This window comes from Mucilaginibacter sp. OK283 (assembly GCF_900110415.1).
Classification (GTDB): domain Bacteria; phylum Bacteroidota; class Bacteroidia; order Sphingobacteriales; family Sphingobacteriaceae; genus Mucilaginibacter.
The window spans coordinates 58220-77147 of record NZ_FODR01000001.1 but is presented as its reverse complement, the minus strand read 5'-3'; the positions used below and the strand labels follow the sequence as shown (position 1 = coordinate 77147).

General features: G+C 43.8%; 22 protein-coding genes. 20 read left to right on the top strand and 2 right to left on the bottom strand.

The features are described from left to right. The first annotated feature begins 11 nt into the window (after positions 1 to 11). From hutH to BMX56_RS00315, 13 genes are all read left to right on the top strand, one after another. Positions 12 to 1580, top strand: a complete 1569-nt coding sequence (hutH, locus tag BMX56_RS00375; protein ID WP_090638125.1) for a flexirubin biosynthesis tyrosine ammonia-lyase FlxA — start codon at positions 12 to 14, stop codon at positions 1578 to 1580. 43 nt (positions 1581 to 1623) lie between these two features. Next, a complete protein-coding gene (gene fabG / locus BMX56_RS00370; protein WP_090638121.1) occupies positions 1624 to 2352 on the top strand; it encodes a flexirubin biosynthesis SDR family reductase FlxB in 729 nt (242 codons plus the stop codon). Positions 2353 to 2453: 101 nt separating this feature from the next. After that, the gene (locus BMX56_RS00365) at positions 2454 to 3671 is read left to right on the top strand and encodes a beta-ketoacyl-[acyl-carrier-protein] synthase family protein (RefSeq protein WP_090638116.1); all 1218 of its coding nucleotides are present in this window, start codon (positions 2454 to 2456) and stop codon (positions 3669 to 3671) included. 20 nt (positions 3672 to 3691) lie between these two features. Continuing rightward, positions 3692 to 3949, top strand: coding sequence for a phosphopantetheine-binding protein (locus tag BMX56_RS00360; RefSeq protein ID WP_090638111.1), 258 nt, complete (start codon positions 3692 to 3694; stop codon positions 3947 to 3949). Between the two features lie 85 nt (positions 3950 to 4034). Beyond that, positions 4035 to 4457, top strand: coding sequence for a hotdog family protein (locus BMX56_RS00355; RefSeq protein WP_090638107.1), 423 nt, complete (start codon positions 4035 to 4037; stop codon positions 4455 to 4457). Positions 4458 to 4474: 17 nt separating this feature from the next. Continuing rightward, positions 4475 to 5137, top strand: coding sequence for a hypothetical protein (locus BMX56_RS00350; RefSeq protein ID WP_090638102.1), 663 nt, complete (start codon positions 4475 to 4477; stop codon positions 5135 to 5137). 101 nt (positions 5138 to 5238) lie between these two features. After that, the gene (locus BMX56_RS00345; RefSeq protein WP_218152357.1) at positions 5239 to 5664 is read left to right on the top strand and encodes an acyl-CoA thioesterase; all 426 of its coding nucleotides are present in this window, start codon (positions 5239 to 5241) and stop codon (positions 5662 to 5664) included. A 196-nt stretch (positions 5665 to 5860) separates the two neighbouring features. Next, complete coding sequence (locus tag BMX56_RS00340; RefSeq protein ID WP_090638095.1) at positions 5861 to 7111, top strand: NAD(P)/FAD-dependent oxidoreductase; 1251 nt, start codon at positions 5861 to 5863, stop codon at positions 7109 to 7111. 7 nt (positions 7112 to 7118) lie between these two features. Continuing rightward, on the top strand, positions 7119 to 7376 hold the full coding sequence (locus BMX56_RS00335) for a phosphopantetheine-binding protein (protein ID WP_090638092.1): 258 nt from the start codon (positions 7119 to 7121) through the stop codon (positions 7374 to 7376). A gap of 134 nt (positions 7377 to 7510) precedes the next feature. Then, entirely contained in the window at positions 7511 to 8152 is a 642-nt protein-coding gene (locus BMX56_RS00330; protein ID WP_218152356.1) for a flexirubin biosynthesis/transport protein LolA2, read from the top strand. After that, positions 8115 to 8747, top strand: coding sequence for a flexirubin biosynthesis protein LolB2 (locus tag BMX56_RS00325; RefSeq protein ID WP_090638076.1), 633 nt, complete (start codon positions 8115 to 8117; stop codon positions 8745 to 8747). The genes BMX56_RS00330 and BMX56_RS00325 overlap by 38 nt, the downstream gene beginning before the upstream one ends. Positions 8748 to 8893: 146 nt before the next feature. Beyond that, the gene (locus BMX56_RS00320; RefSeq protein ID WP_090638072.1) at positions 8894 to 9259 is read left to right on the top strand and encodes an ApeI family dehydratase; all 366 of its coding nucleotides are present in this window, start codon (positions 8894 to 8896) and stop codon (positions 9257 to 9259) included. Next, a complete protein-coding gene (locus BMX56_RS00315; protein ID WP_090638068.1) occupies positions 9256 to 10716 on the top strand; it encodes a cation:proton antiporter domain-containing protein in 1461 nt (486 codons plus the stop codon). The genes BMX56_RS00320 and BMX56_RS00315 overlap by 4 nt, the downstream gene beginning before the upstream one ends. Here the strand turns inward: BMX56_RS00315 and BMX56_RS00310 are convergent. Further along, positions 10697 to 11986: a flexirubin biosynthesis putative acyl-CoA ligase FlxY gene (locus BMX56_RS00310; RefSeq protein ID WP_255369732.1), complete on the bottom strand. Its 1290-nt coding sequence runs from the start codon at positions 11984 to 11986 to the stop codon at positions 10697 to 10699. The two genes, BMX56_RS00315 and BMX56_RS00310, sit on opposite strands and share 20 nt — an antisense overlap. After that, positions 11983 to 12357 (bottom strand): holo-ACP synthase, encoded by a 375-nt coding sequence (gene acpS / locus BMX56_RS00305; RefSeq protein ID WP_090638061.1) that lies wholly within the window; start codon positions 12355 to 12357, stop codon positions 11983 to 11985. Before acpS ends, BMX56_RS00310 begins: the two co-directional genes overlap by 4 nt. Positions 12358 to 12922: 565 nt before the next feature. Here acpS and BMX56_RS00300 point away from each other — a divergent pair. The 7 genes from BMX56_RS00300 to BMX56_RS00270 are packed head-to-tail and all read left to right on the top strand — an operon-like array spanning position 12923 to position 18924. Continuing rightward, positions 12923 to 13180: an acyl carrier protein gene (locus tag BMX56_RS00300; protein WP_090638057.1), complete on the top strand. Its 258-nt coding sequence runs from the start codon at positions 12923 to 12925 to the stop codon at positions 13178 to 13180. Beyond that, positions 13181 to 14059: an LpxL/LpxP family acyltransferase gene (locus BMX56_RS00295; protein WP_090638052.1), complete on the top strand. Its 879-nt coding sequence runs from the start codon at positions 13181 to 13183 to the stop codon at positions 14057 to 14059. It begins immediately after the preceding gene. Positions 14060 to 14090: 31 nt separating this feature from the next. After that, entirely contained in the window at positions 14091 to 15221 is a 1131-nt protein-coding gene (locus BMX56_RS00290; RefSeq protein WP_090638048.1) for a beta-ketoacyl synthase N-terminal-like domain-containing protein, read from the top strand. Between the two features lie 42 nt (positions 15222 to 15263). Then, positions 15264 to 15884, top strand: coding sequence for a beta-ketoacyl synthase N-terminal-like domain-containing protein (locus BMX56_RS00285; protein WP_090638038.1), 621 nt, complete (start codon positions 15264 to 15266; stop codon positions 15882 to 15884). 22 nt (positions 15885 to 15906) lie between these two features. After that, entirely contained in the window at positions 15907 to 17112 is a 1206-nt protein-coding gene (locus BMX56_RS00280) for a beta-ketoacyl-[acyl-carrier-protein] synthase family protein (RefSeq protein ID WP_090638034.1), read from the top strand. A 1-nt stretch (position 17113) separates the two neighbouring features. Continuing rightward, positions 17114 to 18157 carry a beta-ketoacyl synthase chain length factor gene (locus BMX56_RS00275; RefSeq protein WP_090638030.1) on the top strand — a complete coding sequence of 348 codons (1044 nt, stop codon included), beginning with the start codon at positions 17114 to 17116 and terminating at the stop codon, positions 18155 to 18157. Continuing rightward, a complete protein-coding gene (locus tag BMX56_RS00270; protein ID WP_090638026.1) occupies positions 18151 to 18924 on the top strand; it encodes a polysaccharide deacetylase family protein in 774 nt (257 codons plus the stop codon). Before BMX56_RS00275 ends, BMX56_RS00270 begins: the two co-directional genes overlap by 7 nt. Positions 18925 to 18928: the final 4 nt, after the last annotated feature.

The following is an 18928-nucleotide window of genomic DNA, read 5'->3' as shown; positions in this document are numbered from 1 at the left end:
AATTTTAGTTCATGATACATATAGGGGCGCGGTACCTTACTGCCGATGATTTTTCTAAGATCCTGTTTGATGGCGAGGAAGTTGGCTTGGATACATCGGTTGTTAAGAATGTGGAGGTTAATTACCAGTTTTTGCAGGGTTTCTCTTCAAACAAGCTCATTTACGGCATCAACACCGGCTTTGGCCCGATGGCCCAGTATAAGGTAAGCGAAGAAAACCTGTTGCAGCTGCAGTATAACCTTATCCGAAGCCATGCCTCGGGTGGCGGCAATTTAATGCAACCCCTGCTGGTTAAAGCCCTGATGATTGCCAGGTTGAACAGCTTTATGCAGGCCCGTTCGGGCGTGCATACCGATTTGCCCGAACTGCTTACCCAATTAATTAATAAAGATGTTGCCCCCAATGTTTTTGAACATGGCGGCGTAGGCGCATCCGGCGATTTGGTGCAATTGGCCCACCTAGCTTTAGTATTGATAGGCGAAGGCGAATCAAGCTATAAAGGAGAGCAACACGACACTGCCGAATTATTTAAAGAACTGGGCATCGAGCCTTTATCTATAAAAATCCGCGAAGGTTTGGCCATTATCAATGGCACATCGGCCATGACGGGTATTGGTATGGTAAACATCATCCAGGCCAAAAAACTGCTGGAGTGGTCAATCGTACTATCGTCCATGATAAACGAAGTGGTGCAGGCTTTTGATGACCATTACTCTTACGAGCTAAACGTGGTAAAACACCACCGCGGCCAAAACGAAGTGGCTGCCATTATGCGCGATGTGCTTACCGGCAGCAAAATGATTCGCGACCGTTCCGAACACCTGTATAATCCGGATAATCTTAATCAGGAAGTGTTTTTGGATAAGGTTCAGGAATACTATTCCCTGCGCTGCGTAACCCAGGTTTTGGGCCCTGTTTATGATACCATTTTTGAGGTTGAACGCGTTGTTACCGACGAACTGAACTCGGTAAATGACAACCCGGTTATTGACCACGAAGCCAAAAACATTTTCCACGGCGGTAATTTCCATGGCGATTATGTTTCCCTGGCTATGGACAAACTAAAAATAGCTATTACCAAACTGTGTATGCTTTCCGAAAGGCAGTTAAACTACCTGCTTAACGAGAAGCTGAACCACAAATTTCCGCCTTTTGTTAACCTGGGTGTGCTGGGCTTTAACTTCGGGATGCAGGGTATGCAGTTTACGGCTACATCAACCACTGCCGAGAACCAAACCCTATCGTACCCCATGTACCTGCACAGTATCCCTAATAACAATGATAACCAGGATATTGTAAGCATGGGTTGCAACGCGGCATTAATGACCAAACGCGTTATAGATAATACTTTTGAAGTGCTGGCCATACAAATGATGGCTATTTTACAAGCTATTGATCACCTGGATTGCAGCGAAAAGCTGTCGCCGACAACCCACATCGTTTATACTGATCTGCGCGCTATATTTCCTAAATTTATTGAGGATAAGCCAAAGTATAAGGATATGGTGAACGTGAAGCAATACTTTGAAAAAGCCGAGCACGTACACCTGATTAAAAAGAGAAACTCCCACATTTTATAATTGCAGGCATATTCTTTACGTAACAATTTAATACACCAGGACGATGAAATGTGCATTAGTAACAGGCGGATCAAGAGGAATAGGCCGTGCCGTTTGCTATAAACTGGCCACTATGGGCTACTACGTGCTTATTAATTACAAAAGTAACCAGGCGGAAGCCGACAATACCTTAGCTGCAATTAAAGAAAACGGCGGTGATGGCGAGGTTATGAAATTTGACGTAGCCAACAAAGAAGATATCCGCGCTGTATTGGGCGGCTGGGTTGAAGCCAATACCGAAAAATATATTGAAGTGCTGGTAAATAATGCCGGCATTAAGGATGATACCCTGATGATGTGGATGAAAGACGAACAGTGGGACAGTGTATTAAATACCAGTTTAGGCGGTTTCTTTTATGTAACCCAGGCAGTTTTAAACGGTATGCTGGTTAAAAAATATGGCCGCATTATCAACGTAGTATCTTTATCGGGCTTAAAAGGCTTGCCCGGCCAGGTTAATTACTCGGCAGCAAAGGCTGGTGTAATTGGGGCAACCAAGGCCCTGGCGCAGGAAATTGCACGCCGCGGCGTTACTGTTAATGCAGTTGCGCCCGGCTTTATTAAAACCGATATGACCGAAGGCCTGGATGAAAAGGAGCTTAAATCCATGATACCTATTAAACGCTTTGGCACCCCCGAAGAAGTGGCCAGCGTAGTGGGCTTTTTAGCATCGCCCGAGGCATCATATATTACGGCCGAGGTAATTTCTGTTAACGGCGGCCTTTATTCATAATTAACCATTTGTTCATATAAACAAATACATTAATATTTCGGGATTAAATAAATTTATTTAGTTTTAAGGGAATTGTTAAATGACTAAGCCGGTATTGCGTTATGAATAGAGTTGTGATTACAGGGATGGGGATTTACTCGTGCATTGGGAAAACCCAGGACGAGGTAAGAGACTCGCTTTTCCACGGCAAATCGGGGATCCTGCTCGATTCTATGCGCAAGGAGTTTGGTTACCGGTCGGGCTTAACCGGCTTTGTAGAAAGGCCCAACTTAAAAGAAAAACTCGACAGGCGTTCGCGTATTATGCTGCCAGAACAGGGTGAGTATGCTTATATGGCCACCATTGAGGCACTGGCCCAGGCAGGCATCGATATGGATTACCTTGATCAAAACGAAATAGGCATCCTTTACGGCAACGATAGCTCGGCCAAGCCGGTTATTGATTGTACCGATATCATCCGCGTAAAAAAAGACACCATGCTGGTAGGCTCAGGAGCGGTTTTCCAAACCATGAACTCCACCGTCAGCATGAACCTGGCTACTATATTCAAATTAAAAGGCATCAACCTTACTGTAAGTGCAGCCTGCGCAAGCGGCTCGCACGCTATTGGCTTAGGCTATCACCTTATCAAAAGTGGTTTACAGGAAGGCATTATCTGCGGTGGCGCCCAGGAGCTTAACCATTTTTCGATGGGCAGTTTTGATGCGCTTTCGGCATTCTCCACATTAGAAAATACGCCGACCAAAGCATCGCGCCCCTTTGATAAAAGCCGCGATGGCCTGGTGCCAAGCGGAGGGGCGGCTACCGTAATTTTAGAAAGTTTAGAATCGGCACAACGCCGCGGCGCCACTATTTTAGGCGAGGTTATTGGCTACGGATTTTCGTCAAACGGCGGCCACATATCCAACCCAACCGTTGGCGGACCGGTACGCTCATTGGCTATGGCGTTGAAAGACGCCGGCATGACCGCTGCCGATATTGATTACATAAACGCCCATGCCACATCAACCCCCGCGGGTGATGCCAGCGAGGCTAAAGCCATTCACGAGGTTTTCGGTTCGAGCAAGCCGCTGGTAAGCTCAACCAAATCCATGACAGGCCACGAATGCTGGATGGCCGGCGCAAGCGAAATTGTATACTCGATGCTGATGATGCAAAATTCGTTTATCGCGCCAAACATTAACTTCGAAACCCCCGACGAGGATTCGGCCAGGTTAAACATCGCTACTACCACCATCGAACGGGATTTCGACGTATTTTTGTCGAACTCTTTTGGTTTTGGCGGAACAAATTCGTCGCTGATTATTAAAAAATATTAAACCCTTACCTAACCCACCTTATGGATTTTGCACAAATTATAGAGAAAACAAACGAATTCCTGGCCGAAGAATTTGAGATTGATGTGGCCAAAATAACCCCCGAAGCCGTTTTAAAAGATACCCTTGAGCTGGATAGCCTGGATTATATTGACCTGGTTGTTGTAATTGAAAGCAATTTTAACTTCAAGGTGCAGCCCGAAGATTTTGTTGGCATAGTCAGCTTCCAGGATTTTTATGAGTATGTTAATACCCGGGTGAACGCCGGGGAATTGGTATAAATAATGGGGCAATACCTGGCCCTATCTACAAAATGTTTTACTGATTTTACCTGAACCACTGTTAAAACCTATTAAACCTGCTGATATGTTTACACCACCTGCCAATACCCCCGACCTTATCCCGCAAAAATTCCCTTTTGTGATGATAGATCATTTGACCTGGACGGATGAAAAAAGCAGCCGCAGCCAATTTTGTATAAAAGCAGATAATGTATTGGTTGAAGACGGTGAATTTAGTACAGGCGGACTGGTAGAAAACATAGCCCAAACAGCGGCCGCCCGTGCCGGGTACCTGGCCCAAAACAGCCAAAAGGCTGATGCCATAGGCTATATTGGCGCTATTAAAAACCTGGAAGTGTTTTCTTTGCCTAAAATTAATGATATCTTAGAAACGGAAATTATCATTGATAATCAAATATTTGATGTAACGCTGATATCGGGAAAGGTGAAGTGTGGGGATGAAACGTTGGCGCAGTGCCAGATGAAAGTATTTATAATTCAACAATAAATAAATTAATCTACAAAATGAAACCTACAAAAAACACCTGGCTAATAGCCTTTTTACTAACAGTTGTAAGCAGCCTGCCTGCTGTAGCGCAAAGCACAAAAGCCGATATTTTTTCGGGCAGTGCTAAAATTACCTGGTTAGGACTTGATTTTACACAAACAAAATTTATAGGTACGGCTGAAGCCAAGGTAATGGGCATTGGAAGAAAAGATGATATAACGCCCGAAGAATTCAGAGACGACTATACCGTAGGATGGAACCGCCTTTTTGTTACCGAGCAAAAGAAATATGATGTGGCCGAATCAATTCACCACAGTTCTGTTGACTATGCCCTTGATGTAGCTAAGTCTTCAAACGCCAAAGCAAAGTTTGATAAACTTTATACCGATAATCCAAGCGATTTTAAATTATTGGATGAAGCAAAAATTACGGCTATTGTAAAAAATTATGATTTCCAGAGCAAGGAAGGTATTGGCTATATCTTTTTTGTAAGCGGCATGAACAAAGGCCTTGATAAGGCCGGTGTTTGGATAACCTTTGTTGATATGAAAACAAAAACGGTTTTGCTTACCAAATATTACGAAGGCAAACCAGGCGGTTTTGGCCTTAGAAACTACTGGGCAAAAGCGTTTTTAAACGTAATGAAAGATGTAAAATCTGATTATAACAGCTGGAAATAAAAAGTACTAACAGGGATGCATCTGTGCCTTTACCCGCATAGATGCATCCTTTACAAAAATGACGCCGGCATAAATGTATTGGCGGTAAACAGAACGAAGAATTGCAAAAAACACTGATAAATGCCACCGAGATAAGTGTGAAGTTTAGCGAGGTTGATTCGCTGGGCATTGTGTGGCACGGGCACTATGTACGCTATTTTGAAGATGGCAGGGAAGCTTTTGGGAAAGCATACGGTATTGACTACCTTACAGTTTACAATAACCAATACGTAACCCCTATTGTAAGCATCGATTGCAAATACAAACAGGTTTTGCGCTACGGCGACAGGGTAATTATTGAAACCGAATATATACCAAGCGAAGCAGCGCGGTTAAATTTTAACTACCGCCTGTTAAACGCTGCAACCGGCGAGGTTGTGGTTACCGGCTCAACCGTACAGGTGTTTTTACAACGCGATAATTTTATGCTTCAGTTAACCAACCCGGTGTTTTTTGAAGAATGGAAAAAGAAATATGGGTTTGTTTAATTAATTGGTAACGTTGGGGCAAACATGAAATAACGGAAAGTGTTAAGTTGTAAGTCGAAAATGACAAATCAAAAGACTTAGGCCTTCCGGTGCTTATAATTTGATAATGGCGATTACTTAATGATATTATAAATGCTTTAGGGTTTAATTGACAGCCTGCAAGCTTACTGACAATGAACACAAAAGAGTTAAATTGATGAATACAGAAAAAGTTGACGTGTTGGTAATTGGCGCCGGCCCGGCGGGTACGGTGGCTGCTTCTATTGTGAATAAAGCAGGGTTTAAAGTTAAAATTGTTGAAAAGCAAAAATTTCCGCGTTTTGTAATTGGCGAAAGCCTGTTGCCCCGCTGTATGGAAGCATTAACCGATGCCGGCTTTGTTGAAGCAGTGGAGGCAAAAGGATTTCAGAAAAAATTTGGCGCCAAGTTTGTAAAAAATGGCGTTATATGCGATTACTTCTTTTCTGATCAGTTTACTGATGGCTGGAACTGGACATGGCAGGTGCCGCGCGCTGAGTTTGATAAAACCCTGGCCGATACCTGCGAAACAATGGGTATCCCCGTGCAATATGAAACCACGGTTACCGATATCAAATTTAACGGATCTGATTCAATAACAACAGTCGAAGATATTGAAGGCAACCAAACACAAATCGAGGCCCGGTTTATTATCGACGGCAGTGGTTACGGCCGGGTTATCCCTAAGTTGTTTAACCTTGATAAACCATCGGGCCTGCCGCAGCGCAAAGCTTTATTTACACATACGGTAGATGTAAAGCGCAACCTGTTTGAAGAGCCCAACCGAATTACCATCGTGGTACACAAACCCGGCGTTTGGGTTTGGATCATTCCATTTTCCAGTGGCGTAACCTCATTGGGTTTTGTAGGCGATCCGGATTTTTTTGCAAGTTATGAAGGCGCTGATGACGAAGCTAAACTGCGCAGCCTGATTGCAGCGGAGCCTTACCTGAGCGAGCGCTTTAAAGATGTTGAATTTGTTTTTGAACCAAGGATATTACAGGCCTGGAGCAGCACCACCAATACTTTTCACGGCGAAGGCTTTGTGCTTACAGGCAATGTTACCGAGTTTTTAGATCCCATCTTTTCATCGGGTGTTACACTGGCAACTGTATCCAGTCAAAATGCAGCAAAATTGGTTATCCGCAAGCTAAACGGCGAAGACATTGACTGGGAAAAGGAGTATACAGAAAAGGTAATGCAGGGCGTAGATGTTTTCCGCTCATATGTAAATGCCTGGTACGAAGGAACGCTTGATACCATCTTTTTTTCGGGTACTTTTGTTCCCGAGATTAAAAACCAGATCTGTTCTGTTTTGGCAGGATATGTGTGGGACCAGGAGAACCCGTATGTTAAACATCATGATACGGCAATAAAAAAATTAGCACGAATTATTAAGTTAGGCGACCAAATTAACTCGCCTGTATAGTTATAAAATGGACAAATTAATGAATGATCTGAAAGAACAGATCATAGACCAGTTAAACCTGCAAGATCTTAAGCCAGGCGATATCGGCGATGATGAATCGTTGTTTGCCGATGGGTTAGGATTGGATTCGATAGATGTTTTGGAGCTGATAGTTTTGATGCAAACCATCTATAAAATTAAGCTTTCAAAAGCCGAAGACGGGCCGAAAGTATTTCAATCGGTACGTACCATGGCCGAGTACATTACAGCTAACCAGGCAGCATAAATAAACACGAATATTTGCAGGGCGGCGACAATTAAAGCGAATTTCACGAATTGGTGCGGTCACTATTCTGCTAAATAATTAAATAATAATGATCCGCCTAAATCCGTTCCATTCGTGTAATTCGTGTCTATATAATGAAAACTCATAAACTATTACTTACTGTAGCCATGCTCGCCGCCGCATTTACTGCCAGTGCGCAGCATGCAGGATATACCCAGCTTACCGATCTATCGGCATTTAAAGCCCAGTTTACGGCTACCGCTCAAAAAACCACCAGCATTAAAAGCGATTTTGTGCAGGAGAAAAATCTGAGCATGCTGTCAGAAAAGATTACATCCAAAGGGAAATTCTGGTTTAAAAAGGATAACATGGTGCGGATGGAATATACGCAACCATCCAAATACCTGATGATCATCAACAAAGACAATATTTTGGTAAAGGATGAGCAAAAGGAAAATAAAATCAATACCAAATCCAACAAACTCTTCCAGCAAATTAATAAGATCATTATCGATTGTGTGCAGGGATCAATCCTCAGCAACCCCGATTTTAAAGTAAAGGTGTTTGAAAACAAGGGGAGCTACCTGGTCGAGCTGGCACCGCTATCAAAAGGGATAAAAGATTTTTTTAAGTCGATCAATATCTCGGTTGATAAAAAAGACAACTCGGTAAGCAATATTGATATGCAGGAGCCATCCGGCGATAATACTACCATCCACTTTATAAATAAAGAGATTAATGCAAACCTGCCTGACGCGCTTTTTGCTGCTAAGTAGTTGCCTCGTTGCACTGGCCGGCTGCACTTCGGTTTATAAAAACCTGAAGCCGGCTATCGGTAATTTCGATCATATCTACCGGTTTCGCCCCAAATTTTCGGTTGTGCTGTATAACGCCGAAATCAACGTGACAACCCATCATTTAAGCGGCCTGCTGCTGATGAAGGTGATGCCCGATAGCAGTACCCGCATTGTATTCTCGAGCGAGATGGGCGTAAAATTTTTTGACTTCGCATTTCTTAAAGATGGCAGCTTTAAAGTATACTCCATCATTCCGCAAATGGATAAAGGCCCGGTAATTAAAACATTGCGAAAGGATTTTGATTTGATACTGATGCGCCAGGAGGGCAGCCATGAGCGTTATATGCTTAAGGATAACTCGCATTTATATTATGTGCTTCCGCAGGAAAAAGGCGCCAACTATTATATTACCAATATGGCCGGCGACGCCCTTTTACGAATGGAAAAATCATCCAAAAGGAAACCAGTTGCGGTTGCTACCATGGCCAATTACAAAAATGGCGTACCCGATACTATAGGTATCGACCATAAAAATTTTAAATTTACCATCGGTTTAAAAAAAATAGAACGATAAGCTGAAAGCCTAAGGCTGAAGGCCCAAAGCTGAAGGCTTAAAGCCGAAAGCTTTAGTTAAAACATTGATAATATAAGGAGTTGAAAGCCCTTGCCCGGAAGTTAACAGCTTTCGGCTTTCCGCCTTCAGCTTTAAGCTAAAAACATATGCTCCAGGAATCCTTTTTTCAGTTTACCGCGCCAAACACCGATGGTAATACCTCAAAAACTATCATCACCCTGAATGCGGGTCACCAGATTTTTGACGGGCATTTTCCTGGTCAGCCGGTTGTGCCGGGGGTTTGTATGATGCAGATGGTAAAGGAGGTGCTGGAACATATTGTAGGCGCCAAAACAAAACTGCTTAAAGCGGGCGATATGAAGTTTTTGGCCATATTAAACCCGCAGGTAAACAGCACAGCCGATATGCAGGTAACCTATACCACTACCGATGATGATACGTTAAAGGTAGATGCTACCATTCAGCATGAGGCTTCCACTTTTTTTAAATTTAAAGGGGTATTTAAAAAATGAAGAAATTCAGGAATATATTTTTTTACATCCTCCTTATTGGCGGGTTTTCCTTTTTAATTTACCTGGCATTAACAGCCGGCAGCGAACTTGAAAAAGGCCGCCACATTGTAAAACTGGCGGCAAGCAGCAAAAGTTCGGCACATCAGTTTGCCGATGGCTTAATTAAAAACTTAACCGGGCCGCTGGCTACGTTACTGGCACAAATAGCCGTTATCATAATAGCAGGCAATATAGCAGGATGGCTGTGCAAAAAAATGGGGCAGCCCCGCGTTATCGGCGAAATTTTTGCAGGCATAGCGTTAGGCCCATCGTTGGTGGGCCGGTTTTTCCCGGCATTTTCGCATGCTGTTTTCCCGGCAGCTTCGTTAAGCTCCCTGCAGTTTCTGAGCCAGATTGGCCTCATCATTTTCATGTTTGTGATAGGTATGGAGCTTGATTTGCGTGCTATTAAAAGCAAAAGCAAGGATGCCGTTGTCATTAGCCATGCCAGTATTATTATTCCGTTCACATTGGGCATCGGGCTGGCCTATTTTATCTATCGTTCGCTGGCCCCCACCGGCGTTCCGTTTTTTTCGTTTGGTTTGTTTATGGGCATCTCTATGAGCATTACGGCGTTCCCGGTACTCGCGCGCATTTGCCAGGAGCGGGGTATTAACAAAACACGCCTTGGCGCATTGGTTATCACCTGCGCCGCTGCCGATGATATCACCGCCTGGTGCCTGCTTACGGTTGTGATTGCCGTAGTTAAGGCTGGTTCGGTAATGAGTTTTGTTTATACAGCCCTAATGGCCATTGCCTATGTATTGATTATGCTGAAGGGTGTAAAACCGCTTTTAAAGCGCATCTACAGCCGCAACATCAGGCCGGGTTATGTGGGTATGCCGGTGGCTATGTTTTTTTTAACGCTCATTATTTCATCATACGCCACGGAAAGTATAGGCATCCACGCGCTGTTTGGCGCTTTTATGGCCGGCATTGTAATGCCCGATAATATTACCTTTCGCGGGGTGTTTGTAGAGCGCATAAAGGATGTAGCCTTGTTTTTATTACTGCCTTTGTTTTTTGTTTTTACCGGGCTGCGTACACAAATTGGCTTGCTAAACGATGCGTACCTCTGGGGTATTTGTGGTATAACTATATTAGTTGCCGTTACCGGCAAATTTGTGGGCAGCGCGTCGGCAGCCAAATTTGTGGGGCAGAGCTGGAAAGATAGCCTATCCATAGGTGCCTTAATGAATACCCGTGGCCTTGTTGAGCTAATTGTGCTTAATATTGGCTACGACCTGGGCGTACTAAACAAAGAAGTATTTGCCATATTGGTGATTATGGCCCTGGTAACTACATTTATGACCGTACCAATATTAAACCTGCTGGATAAGATCTTCGGCAAATCGCCATCGGAAGATGAACTGCCTGCTGAATTGCCCGAAGGTGCCTTTATTTCCGGCGATCGATAAATTTAAACGGTTTGCGGCCCGATTCTTTGTACTGCATCTTCTGAATTTCGTCGTACTGCACGTAGGTAACATGCGGGCTTACCCTTAACCGGGCCTGTAAATTGGCCCGTATCTTCCGGTCGCACTCATCGGTATAGTTTAACGGCAGGATGTGCAGCAGCACTTCGTCCATACCAATTTCGTTGGAGTAAACCTCGGCAACAAAATCCAATATTTCTTCCATCCCATTCAGCAAATCAAAAAGCGATGGTGGGTAAAGCGTGGTGCCTTTGAATTTGATCATCTGCTTTTTACGGCCTATAATTGGCGATAAACGTAAGGTAGTTCGCCCGCATTCACACGGCTTATCATCATACAGGCAAATATCGCCGGTTTTATAGCGCAACAAAGGCATGCCTTCAACGCCCAGCGTGGTAATGGTTACTTCTCCGGGTTCGCCGGGGGCAACCTGTTGGTTATTTTCATCAAGCAGTTCTACAATCAATAATTCGGGCTGATGATGGCCGCCTTTACCATACCCGCACTCGGTGAACGCCGTTTGCATTTCGGTTGATGCATACGTAGAGTATAGTTTGATATCCCAGGCATCAGTAATTTTTTTGCCAAGGATATTGAGCGAAAAATCGGTGTTACGGATATTCTCGCCAATACAAACCGCCTTTTTTACCGAACTTGAATTGATATCGATACCATGTTCCTGGGCGTATTGGATCAGCTTGTAAATAAACGATGGCACAGCAACAATAGCGGTAGGCTTAAGCCTTAAAATGGTTTCCCATTGTAATGATGGCACACCAGGGCCCAGGCGAATAATACCTGCACCTATTTTGCGAATACCCGAGTAGTAAGCTAAGCCGGCCATAAACTGCCTGTCGAGCGTGAGCATCAGCTGGTATACGTCGTCGGGCTTGCCATCGGCACAGGTAAATGAGCTATATTCATTATAGGTAAGCCGTAAAAGGTCATTTTCGGTAAGGGCAATAGTAACCGGGCTGCCTAATGTGCCTGATGTTGAGCTGTATTCGATGATCTGGTCGCGGCTAACGCACATAAAATCGTCATTACGCTTTTGCAGGTCTTCCTTTACGGTCGTCGGGATCAGTTTCAGGTCATCCAGCGTTTTAATATCATCAATGTTGATATTATTTGCATCAAACAACTCCTTATAAAAAGGCGAATGAACATTAAGATAGGCCAGTAAATCCTGCAGTTTTTGTTCCTGCATGGTCACTATTTGTTCCTGCGATATAAATGTGGGTTGATCTGTCACTTTTCGATAATTACAATGGCCGATGCGATGGTTTTAAGATGCGTTAATGATACGGAAATTTTCATTGGGCCTTGCTCCCTTAATAATTCGCAGGTTTGGCCAATCAGCGTAAGCTCGGGTTTTCCATCGGTATTGTTGCTAATCTCCACTTCGTTAAAGGCTGTGCCGTTTAACCAGCCGGTGCCCAATGCTTTAAAAAACGCCTCTTTGGCTGCAAAACGCGCTGCATAGTGCTGGTACTTATCAGCCTTACGTTCGCAATAAGCTATTTCCCTTTCCGAAAACACCAGTTCGCGAAAGCCGCTGCCCTTTTCAATTTTGACAGCCACACGGTCAATCTCTATCATATCTATCCCAACACCGGCAACCATCAATCAGTTTTGTTTAAGTTGTTTTTAAACGCCGTAACCTTTTTGCAGGTTCGCTCGTCATCTACAAAAATAATATTTGGTTTGTGATTTGGGTTATATATTTAAGAAGGCCCGGGCAATCGCTTTAAAATTGATGAAATTTATGGATTTACGATATATAGCGTGACTGGTCAACTGTTCGGGCATTTAAAATATTTTATTGTTCCGATACACAAAAGATGAGTAAATGTTTTTATTATTTTGTATTTTTGTAAAATTATTTAATTAATTTTATTAATTAAACGTTATTATTTTTTCCTAAATATAGGGATTGGTGGGGGCGGGTGATGTATACAGTGCAGGAATAGGTTTAAAGCCACCGGTTAAGCCAAAGCAACAGCGAATGTAACAACCTAAATCGTTCTTTATAAACACCAACAATTGTTTTATTTTTGAAATGCCCTTTAACAGGTATATCCGTGTACACTAAATAAATAACATATTTAAAAACTTTTACAACCTATTACGTAGCATTTGGGTGTCGCCCTGATTCATCCAAAATGTTAGCTAATTAATTTAAACCATTATGCAAACTGAAGAGATCATTGCAAAAATAAATTCCTTCCTGTCTGAAGAATTTGAGGTAGATGCTGATACCATTACACCCGATGCCGTTTTAAAAGATACACTTGGTTTGGATAGCCTTGACTATATCGACCTGGTGGTTGTTATTGAAACCAATTTTGCGTTTAAGGTGCAGCCCGAAGATTTTACCGGCATTGTTACCTTCCAGGATTTTTACGATTACGTAGCAACTAAAGTACAGCCGAAGGAGCTTGTTTAAATGTCGTCCTGGAAAGGAAAATCAAAAGGCAAGCCCTGGGGCTATTCGGTATTTCTGGCTATTTTAAAATATGGCGGGGTTAGTCCCGCTTATTTTTTGCTACGGTTTGTATCGTTTTACTACGTAGTTTTCTCTTACCAATCGTCAAAAAGCATTTATTACTATTTTCATAGCCGGTTGAGTTACAACCGCATTAAATCGCTTTGGATGGTTTACCAAAACTATTATGTTTTTGGCCAAAGCATTATTGATAAGGTAGTGGTCATGTCGGGTATCCGCAACAAATTTACCTTTGAGTTTGACGGCCGTAGTAACCTGAACCAAATTGCGGCCATGGGCAAAGGCGGCCTGCTTTTAAGCGCACACATTGGCAGCTGGGAAATAGCCGGCGATTTGCTGAAGCATATCAACACCCGCATTAACATTGTGATGTTTGATGGCGAAGACCAGCAGATAAAAGCCTTTATGGAAAGGGTTACCGGCAAACTAAGCGTTAATATTATTGTAATTAAGGACGATATATCGCATATTTTCAAAATCAACGAAGCTTTTCAGAATAACGAATTGGTGTGCATGCATGCCGACAGGTACCTGGAGGGCAATAAAACCATTACCAAAAACTTTTTGGGCGAGGATGCCAAATTCCCGTTAGGGCCATTTATCCTGGCGCAAAAATTCAGGGTTCCGGTTGCCTATGTTTTTGCCATGAAAGAAACTAAGTTTCACTATCATTTTTACGCCAGCGCAGTTAAGGAATATTTACATTTGGGCAAAGAAGCCGGGATAGCGCAAATGACCAATGATTTTGTGGGCGAGATGGAAAAATACGTGAAAAAGTATCCCGGGCAATGGTATAATTATTATAACTTTTGGCAATAAAACAAGTAATGAGAGGAAGTGTTTGTAAGAGATGAAGTCCGTTTTTATTGTTGCCGATAATATCTTGTCGCCTATAGGCAATACCTCTGCAGAAAATTTTGACAAGCTTACCCAAAACATTTCGGGAGTTAAAGAACACTCGGCGGGCGATAAATCGGCGGTTCCTTTCTATGCATCATTGTTTAGCGATGAGCATCCGCTGTTAGCCGAAGCCGGCGAATACACCAAATTTGAACAGTTGCTGATAGCATCTGTTACCGATGCTTTAAAAAATAGTGGCATAAATAGCACAGATAAAAAAACAGTTCTCATTATCTCCACCACCAAAGGCAATATCAGCATGCTGGAAACGGATGCCGGTAACCCGGACCTAAACCAACGCATTGCATTGCCAACATCGGCCAGATTAGTTTCCGAAAAATTTGGTTTCGTAAATAAGCCGCTGATAGTTTCGCATGCCTGTATCTCGGGCTTAATGGCTATGATTACCGGGATGCGCCTGATCCAGGCCGGGCAGTACGATAATGCCGTTGTGGTTGGCGGCGATGTGATCACCAGGTTTGTGCTATCGGGCTTCCAGTCATTTCAGGCTATCAGCGCTCAACCTTGCAAACCCTTTGATTTAAACCGCGATGGCATTAATTTAGGCGAGGGTGCCGCCACGGTTATCCTATCATCAAATCAACAAAAAGCAGAAAACATTCAACTGGCGGGCGGTTCGGTTAGTAACGATGCCAACCATATTTCGGGCCCGTCAAAAACCGGTGAAGAACTTTTTGATGCCATTAACTCGGCATTGAAAAGCGCAGGAGTTGAATCGGAAGCCATCGATTTTATATCGGCCCATGGTACTGCTACCGTTTATAATGATGAGATGGAGGCCAAAGCCATTAACCTGGCGGGCATGCAGGATATTCCTGTGAACAGCTTAAAAGGATATTACGGGCACACCCTTGGCGCTTCGGGACTTATCGAGGCGATAATAGCAACTCATTCATTAAAGCACAACATTATTATCCCCACCAGGGGATTTCATGAGTTGGGAGTTACCCAACCACTTAACGTGGCAAAAGAGATACAAACTATACCTTTGACCGCTTGCTTAAAAACAGCATCTGGTTTTGGAGGCTGTAACGCGGCAATTGTACTGCGAAAAAGCTGAAAGCATAAGGCGGAAAGCTAAAAGCAAATAACAGATATAAGATTGACAGAAGCACTACATATTACATCGCACTGCATCATCAGCAATAATGTTGTTTACAGCAATGGCAAACCTGTTTTTGAAAATCAGGGGGGTGATGTCGGGGCATTCCTGCTTTCGGCCTACCAATTTCTGGAGGTTAAGTACCCCAAGTTTTATAAAATGGATAACCTGTCCAAATTGGGTTTGCTGGCATCGCAAGTATTGCTGAAGGATAACGATATCAGTAAAAAATATAAAGAGCAGGAAGTTGGTATCGTTTTAGCAAATTCCAACTCCAGCCTGGATGCCGACATTAAATATTACGATCAGGCCAAAACTATTGCCAGCCCCGCCTTGTTTGTGTATACTTTGCCCAATATTGTTATCGGCGAGATCAGCATTAAAAACAAGTTTAAGGGGGAGAATGCTTTTTTTGTCTTTGAAACTTTTGATGCCGCATTTATACAGCAGTACGTGGCATATTTATTAAATAATAATATATTGCAAGCCTGCATTTGCGGCTGGGTTGATGTGCTGAAGGAAGATTACAAAGCTGTTTTATACCTGGCAGAAAAGAATGCAAGCCCAACGTCGGAGCCGTTTAGTGCAGAAAATTTAAATAACATTTACCCTGCCGGCTAAATAGCCGGCAAATGATATAGTAATGAGCAAAACTGTTTTTGTAGCGGGTGTAGGTGTAATTTCGGGTATTGGCAACAATACCGCCGAATGCCTTAATGCGCTCCAGAACAGCCGCGCAGGTATTGATAAAATTAAATACCTGCAAACCGCACATCGAGACACCTTTCCGGTTGCCGAGGTTAAATTGAACAATGATGAACTGGCACAACTATCCGGCTTTAAGCCCGGTATAAGCCGCACAGCCATGCTAAGCCTAATTGCCGCAAGGGAGGCAAAAAATGATGCAGGCATCCAAAATTTCGCCTCGCTACGCACTGGTTTTATATCGGCCAACACGGTAGGCGGTATGGATAAAACAGAAGATTTTTTTGTAGAATTTATGGCCAACCCGGCAAAAGGTAAATTGCGTAATGTGGTTAACCACGAATGCGGCAAGGTAACCGAATTGGTAGCCGATGAATTGGGGATAAAAAATTATATAAGTACCATCAGTACAGCCTGCTCATCATCAGCCAATGCCATTATGTACGGCGCAAGGCTCATCAAAAACAACATACTTGATGTGGTTATAGCCGGTGGCACCGATGCGCTTACCCGCTTTACGCTAAACGGCTTTAATACGCTCATGATATTGGATACCCAATATTGCCAGCCTTTTGACGCCAACCGCCGTGGCTTAAACCTTGGCGAGGGTGCCGGGTACATTACTTTGGTATCTGAACGGGTTGCGACAGGGCTTCAAAAAGCCCCTTACTGCACGCTGAGCGGCTATTGCAACGCCAACGACGCTTACCATCAAACGGCTTCATCGCCCGATGGCACAGGCTCATACATGGCGATGGAGGGCGCTTTAAAAATGAGCGGGTTAAAGCCGGAGGATATCGGCTACATTAACCTGCACGGTACCGGTACCCAAAACAATGACAACTCCGAGGGAACGGCGATTAAACGATTATTCGATCCGCACTTCCCTAAAATGAGTTCGACCAAATCATTCACCGGGCATACGCTGGGTGCAAGCGCGGGTATCGAAGCTGTGTTTTCGGTGCTCTCGGCGCAACAGGGATTTATTTACCCCAACCTGCGATTTGAGACACAGATTCCTGATCATCCTTTTGCGCCCGAAACAAGTTTTACACAACACGCAGATTTAAAGCACGTGCTTTCCAACTCCTTTGGTTTTGGGGGTAACTGTTCGTCATTAATATTTTCAAAACTACCGGCCTGATATGTATATACGTTCAACAGCAAACATATCGCCCCAAAAAACATTCGGAAAGGTCCCGTTCCTTGACGAAATAGTGATTTATGAAGGTAACCGGCTCAACTGTGTTACGCCCGATTATAAAGAGCTCATCGATCCAAAGCTTATCCGCCGCATGAGCCGGGTTATTAAAATGGGCGTGGCATCTGCCATGGCCTGTTTGCAGGATGGAGGCGTAACCAATCCCGATGCCATTATTACAGGTACAGCCTATGGTTGCCTGGAAGATACCGGCGTATTTTTAAGTAAAATGGTTGAGCGCGACGAAGAACTGCTTACTCCAACATCATTTATCCAATCAACCCATAATACCATTGGCGCGCAGGTGGCTTTGCTGCTGCATTGTAACAATTACAACAACACGTTTGTAAATGGTGGCTCATCGTTTGAGAGCTCCCTGCTCGACGCGCAGATGCTATTGCAGGAAGGCGAAGCCCAAAACGTACTGGTAGGCGGTATTGACGAGATAACCGATATCAGCCACAGCATACTGAGCAGGCTTGGCCTGTATAAACGGGGCGCCATCTCCAATACTAACCTTTATAATGCCGATTCAAAAGGCACCATTGCAGGTGAAGGTGCGGCATTTTTCCTGTTAACCAATGAAGCATCGGGAAACGACCTGGCTAAGCTGGACGCAGTAGCCACGTTTTATAAACCCGGCAGTCATGCAGCTGTTGAACAGCAAATTGAATCTTTCCTGGCAGCACAGGACCTCAGCATGTATGATATCAGCCTGGTGTTAGCAGGTGATAACGGGGATGCTCACAATGATGAAGTTTACGACTACCTGGAGGGATCGTTATTTAACTACTGTAATGTTGCCAGGTATAAACACCTATGTGGCGAGTACCCCACATCATCGGCCTTCGCGTTGTGGTATGCTGCACAAATTGTCAAAACAAATACTATTCCGGGGTCGGAACCCATTACCCCGATTAAAAAAATATTGGTTTATAACCATTACCAAAACACCAGTCATTCGTTAATGTTGCTATCAGCGTGCTAACATTCAGAAACACCAATATCGCGTTCCTAATCCTGTTGGGTTTTACCATCTGGGCCGACAAAACATATGGTGTAAGCTGGCTGGCATACGGGGCAATCATATTTATATACTCGCTTATTGTTGCCTATGGTTGCTATTTTGTAAGCTCCGGTTTTTTTATGCCGATATACTGCGCGGCAAAAACAACCGACAAAGTAATAGCCATAACTTTTGACGATGGTCCGGTATCAGAAGGGACTCCGCAGGTTTTACAAATTTTGAAAGATGCCAACGTTGAAGCCGCTTTTTTTTGCATTGGCGAACGTATTGCCGGCAATGAAACCATCATCAGGCAACTGGATGCCGAAGGCCATATCATCGGCAACCATAGTTATACACACGCTGCCTTGTTCGATCTCTTCCCCTCAAAAAAAATGCTTACCGAGATGCAGCAGCTGGACAACGAATTAGATAAAGTCATCAGTAAAAAAACAAAACTCTTCCGGCCGCCTTACGGGGTGATGAACCCCAACCTAAAAAACGCGATTATTAAAGGCGGCTATTTGCCCATAGGCTGGAGTGTTCGGTCATATGATACTATGGCTACCGATGCTGATGCGCTTTTGCAAAAAGTAACCCTCCAAATGAAACCGGGAGCAATCCTTTTATTTCACGACAGATGCCCGGTTACGGTGGCTATGTTGCCAAACTTTTTGGGGGAGGTAAAGGCGAAGGGTTACCGGGTTGTTCGGGTTGATAAGATGCTTGGGCTCCCGGCCTACCAGTAATCTC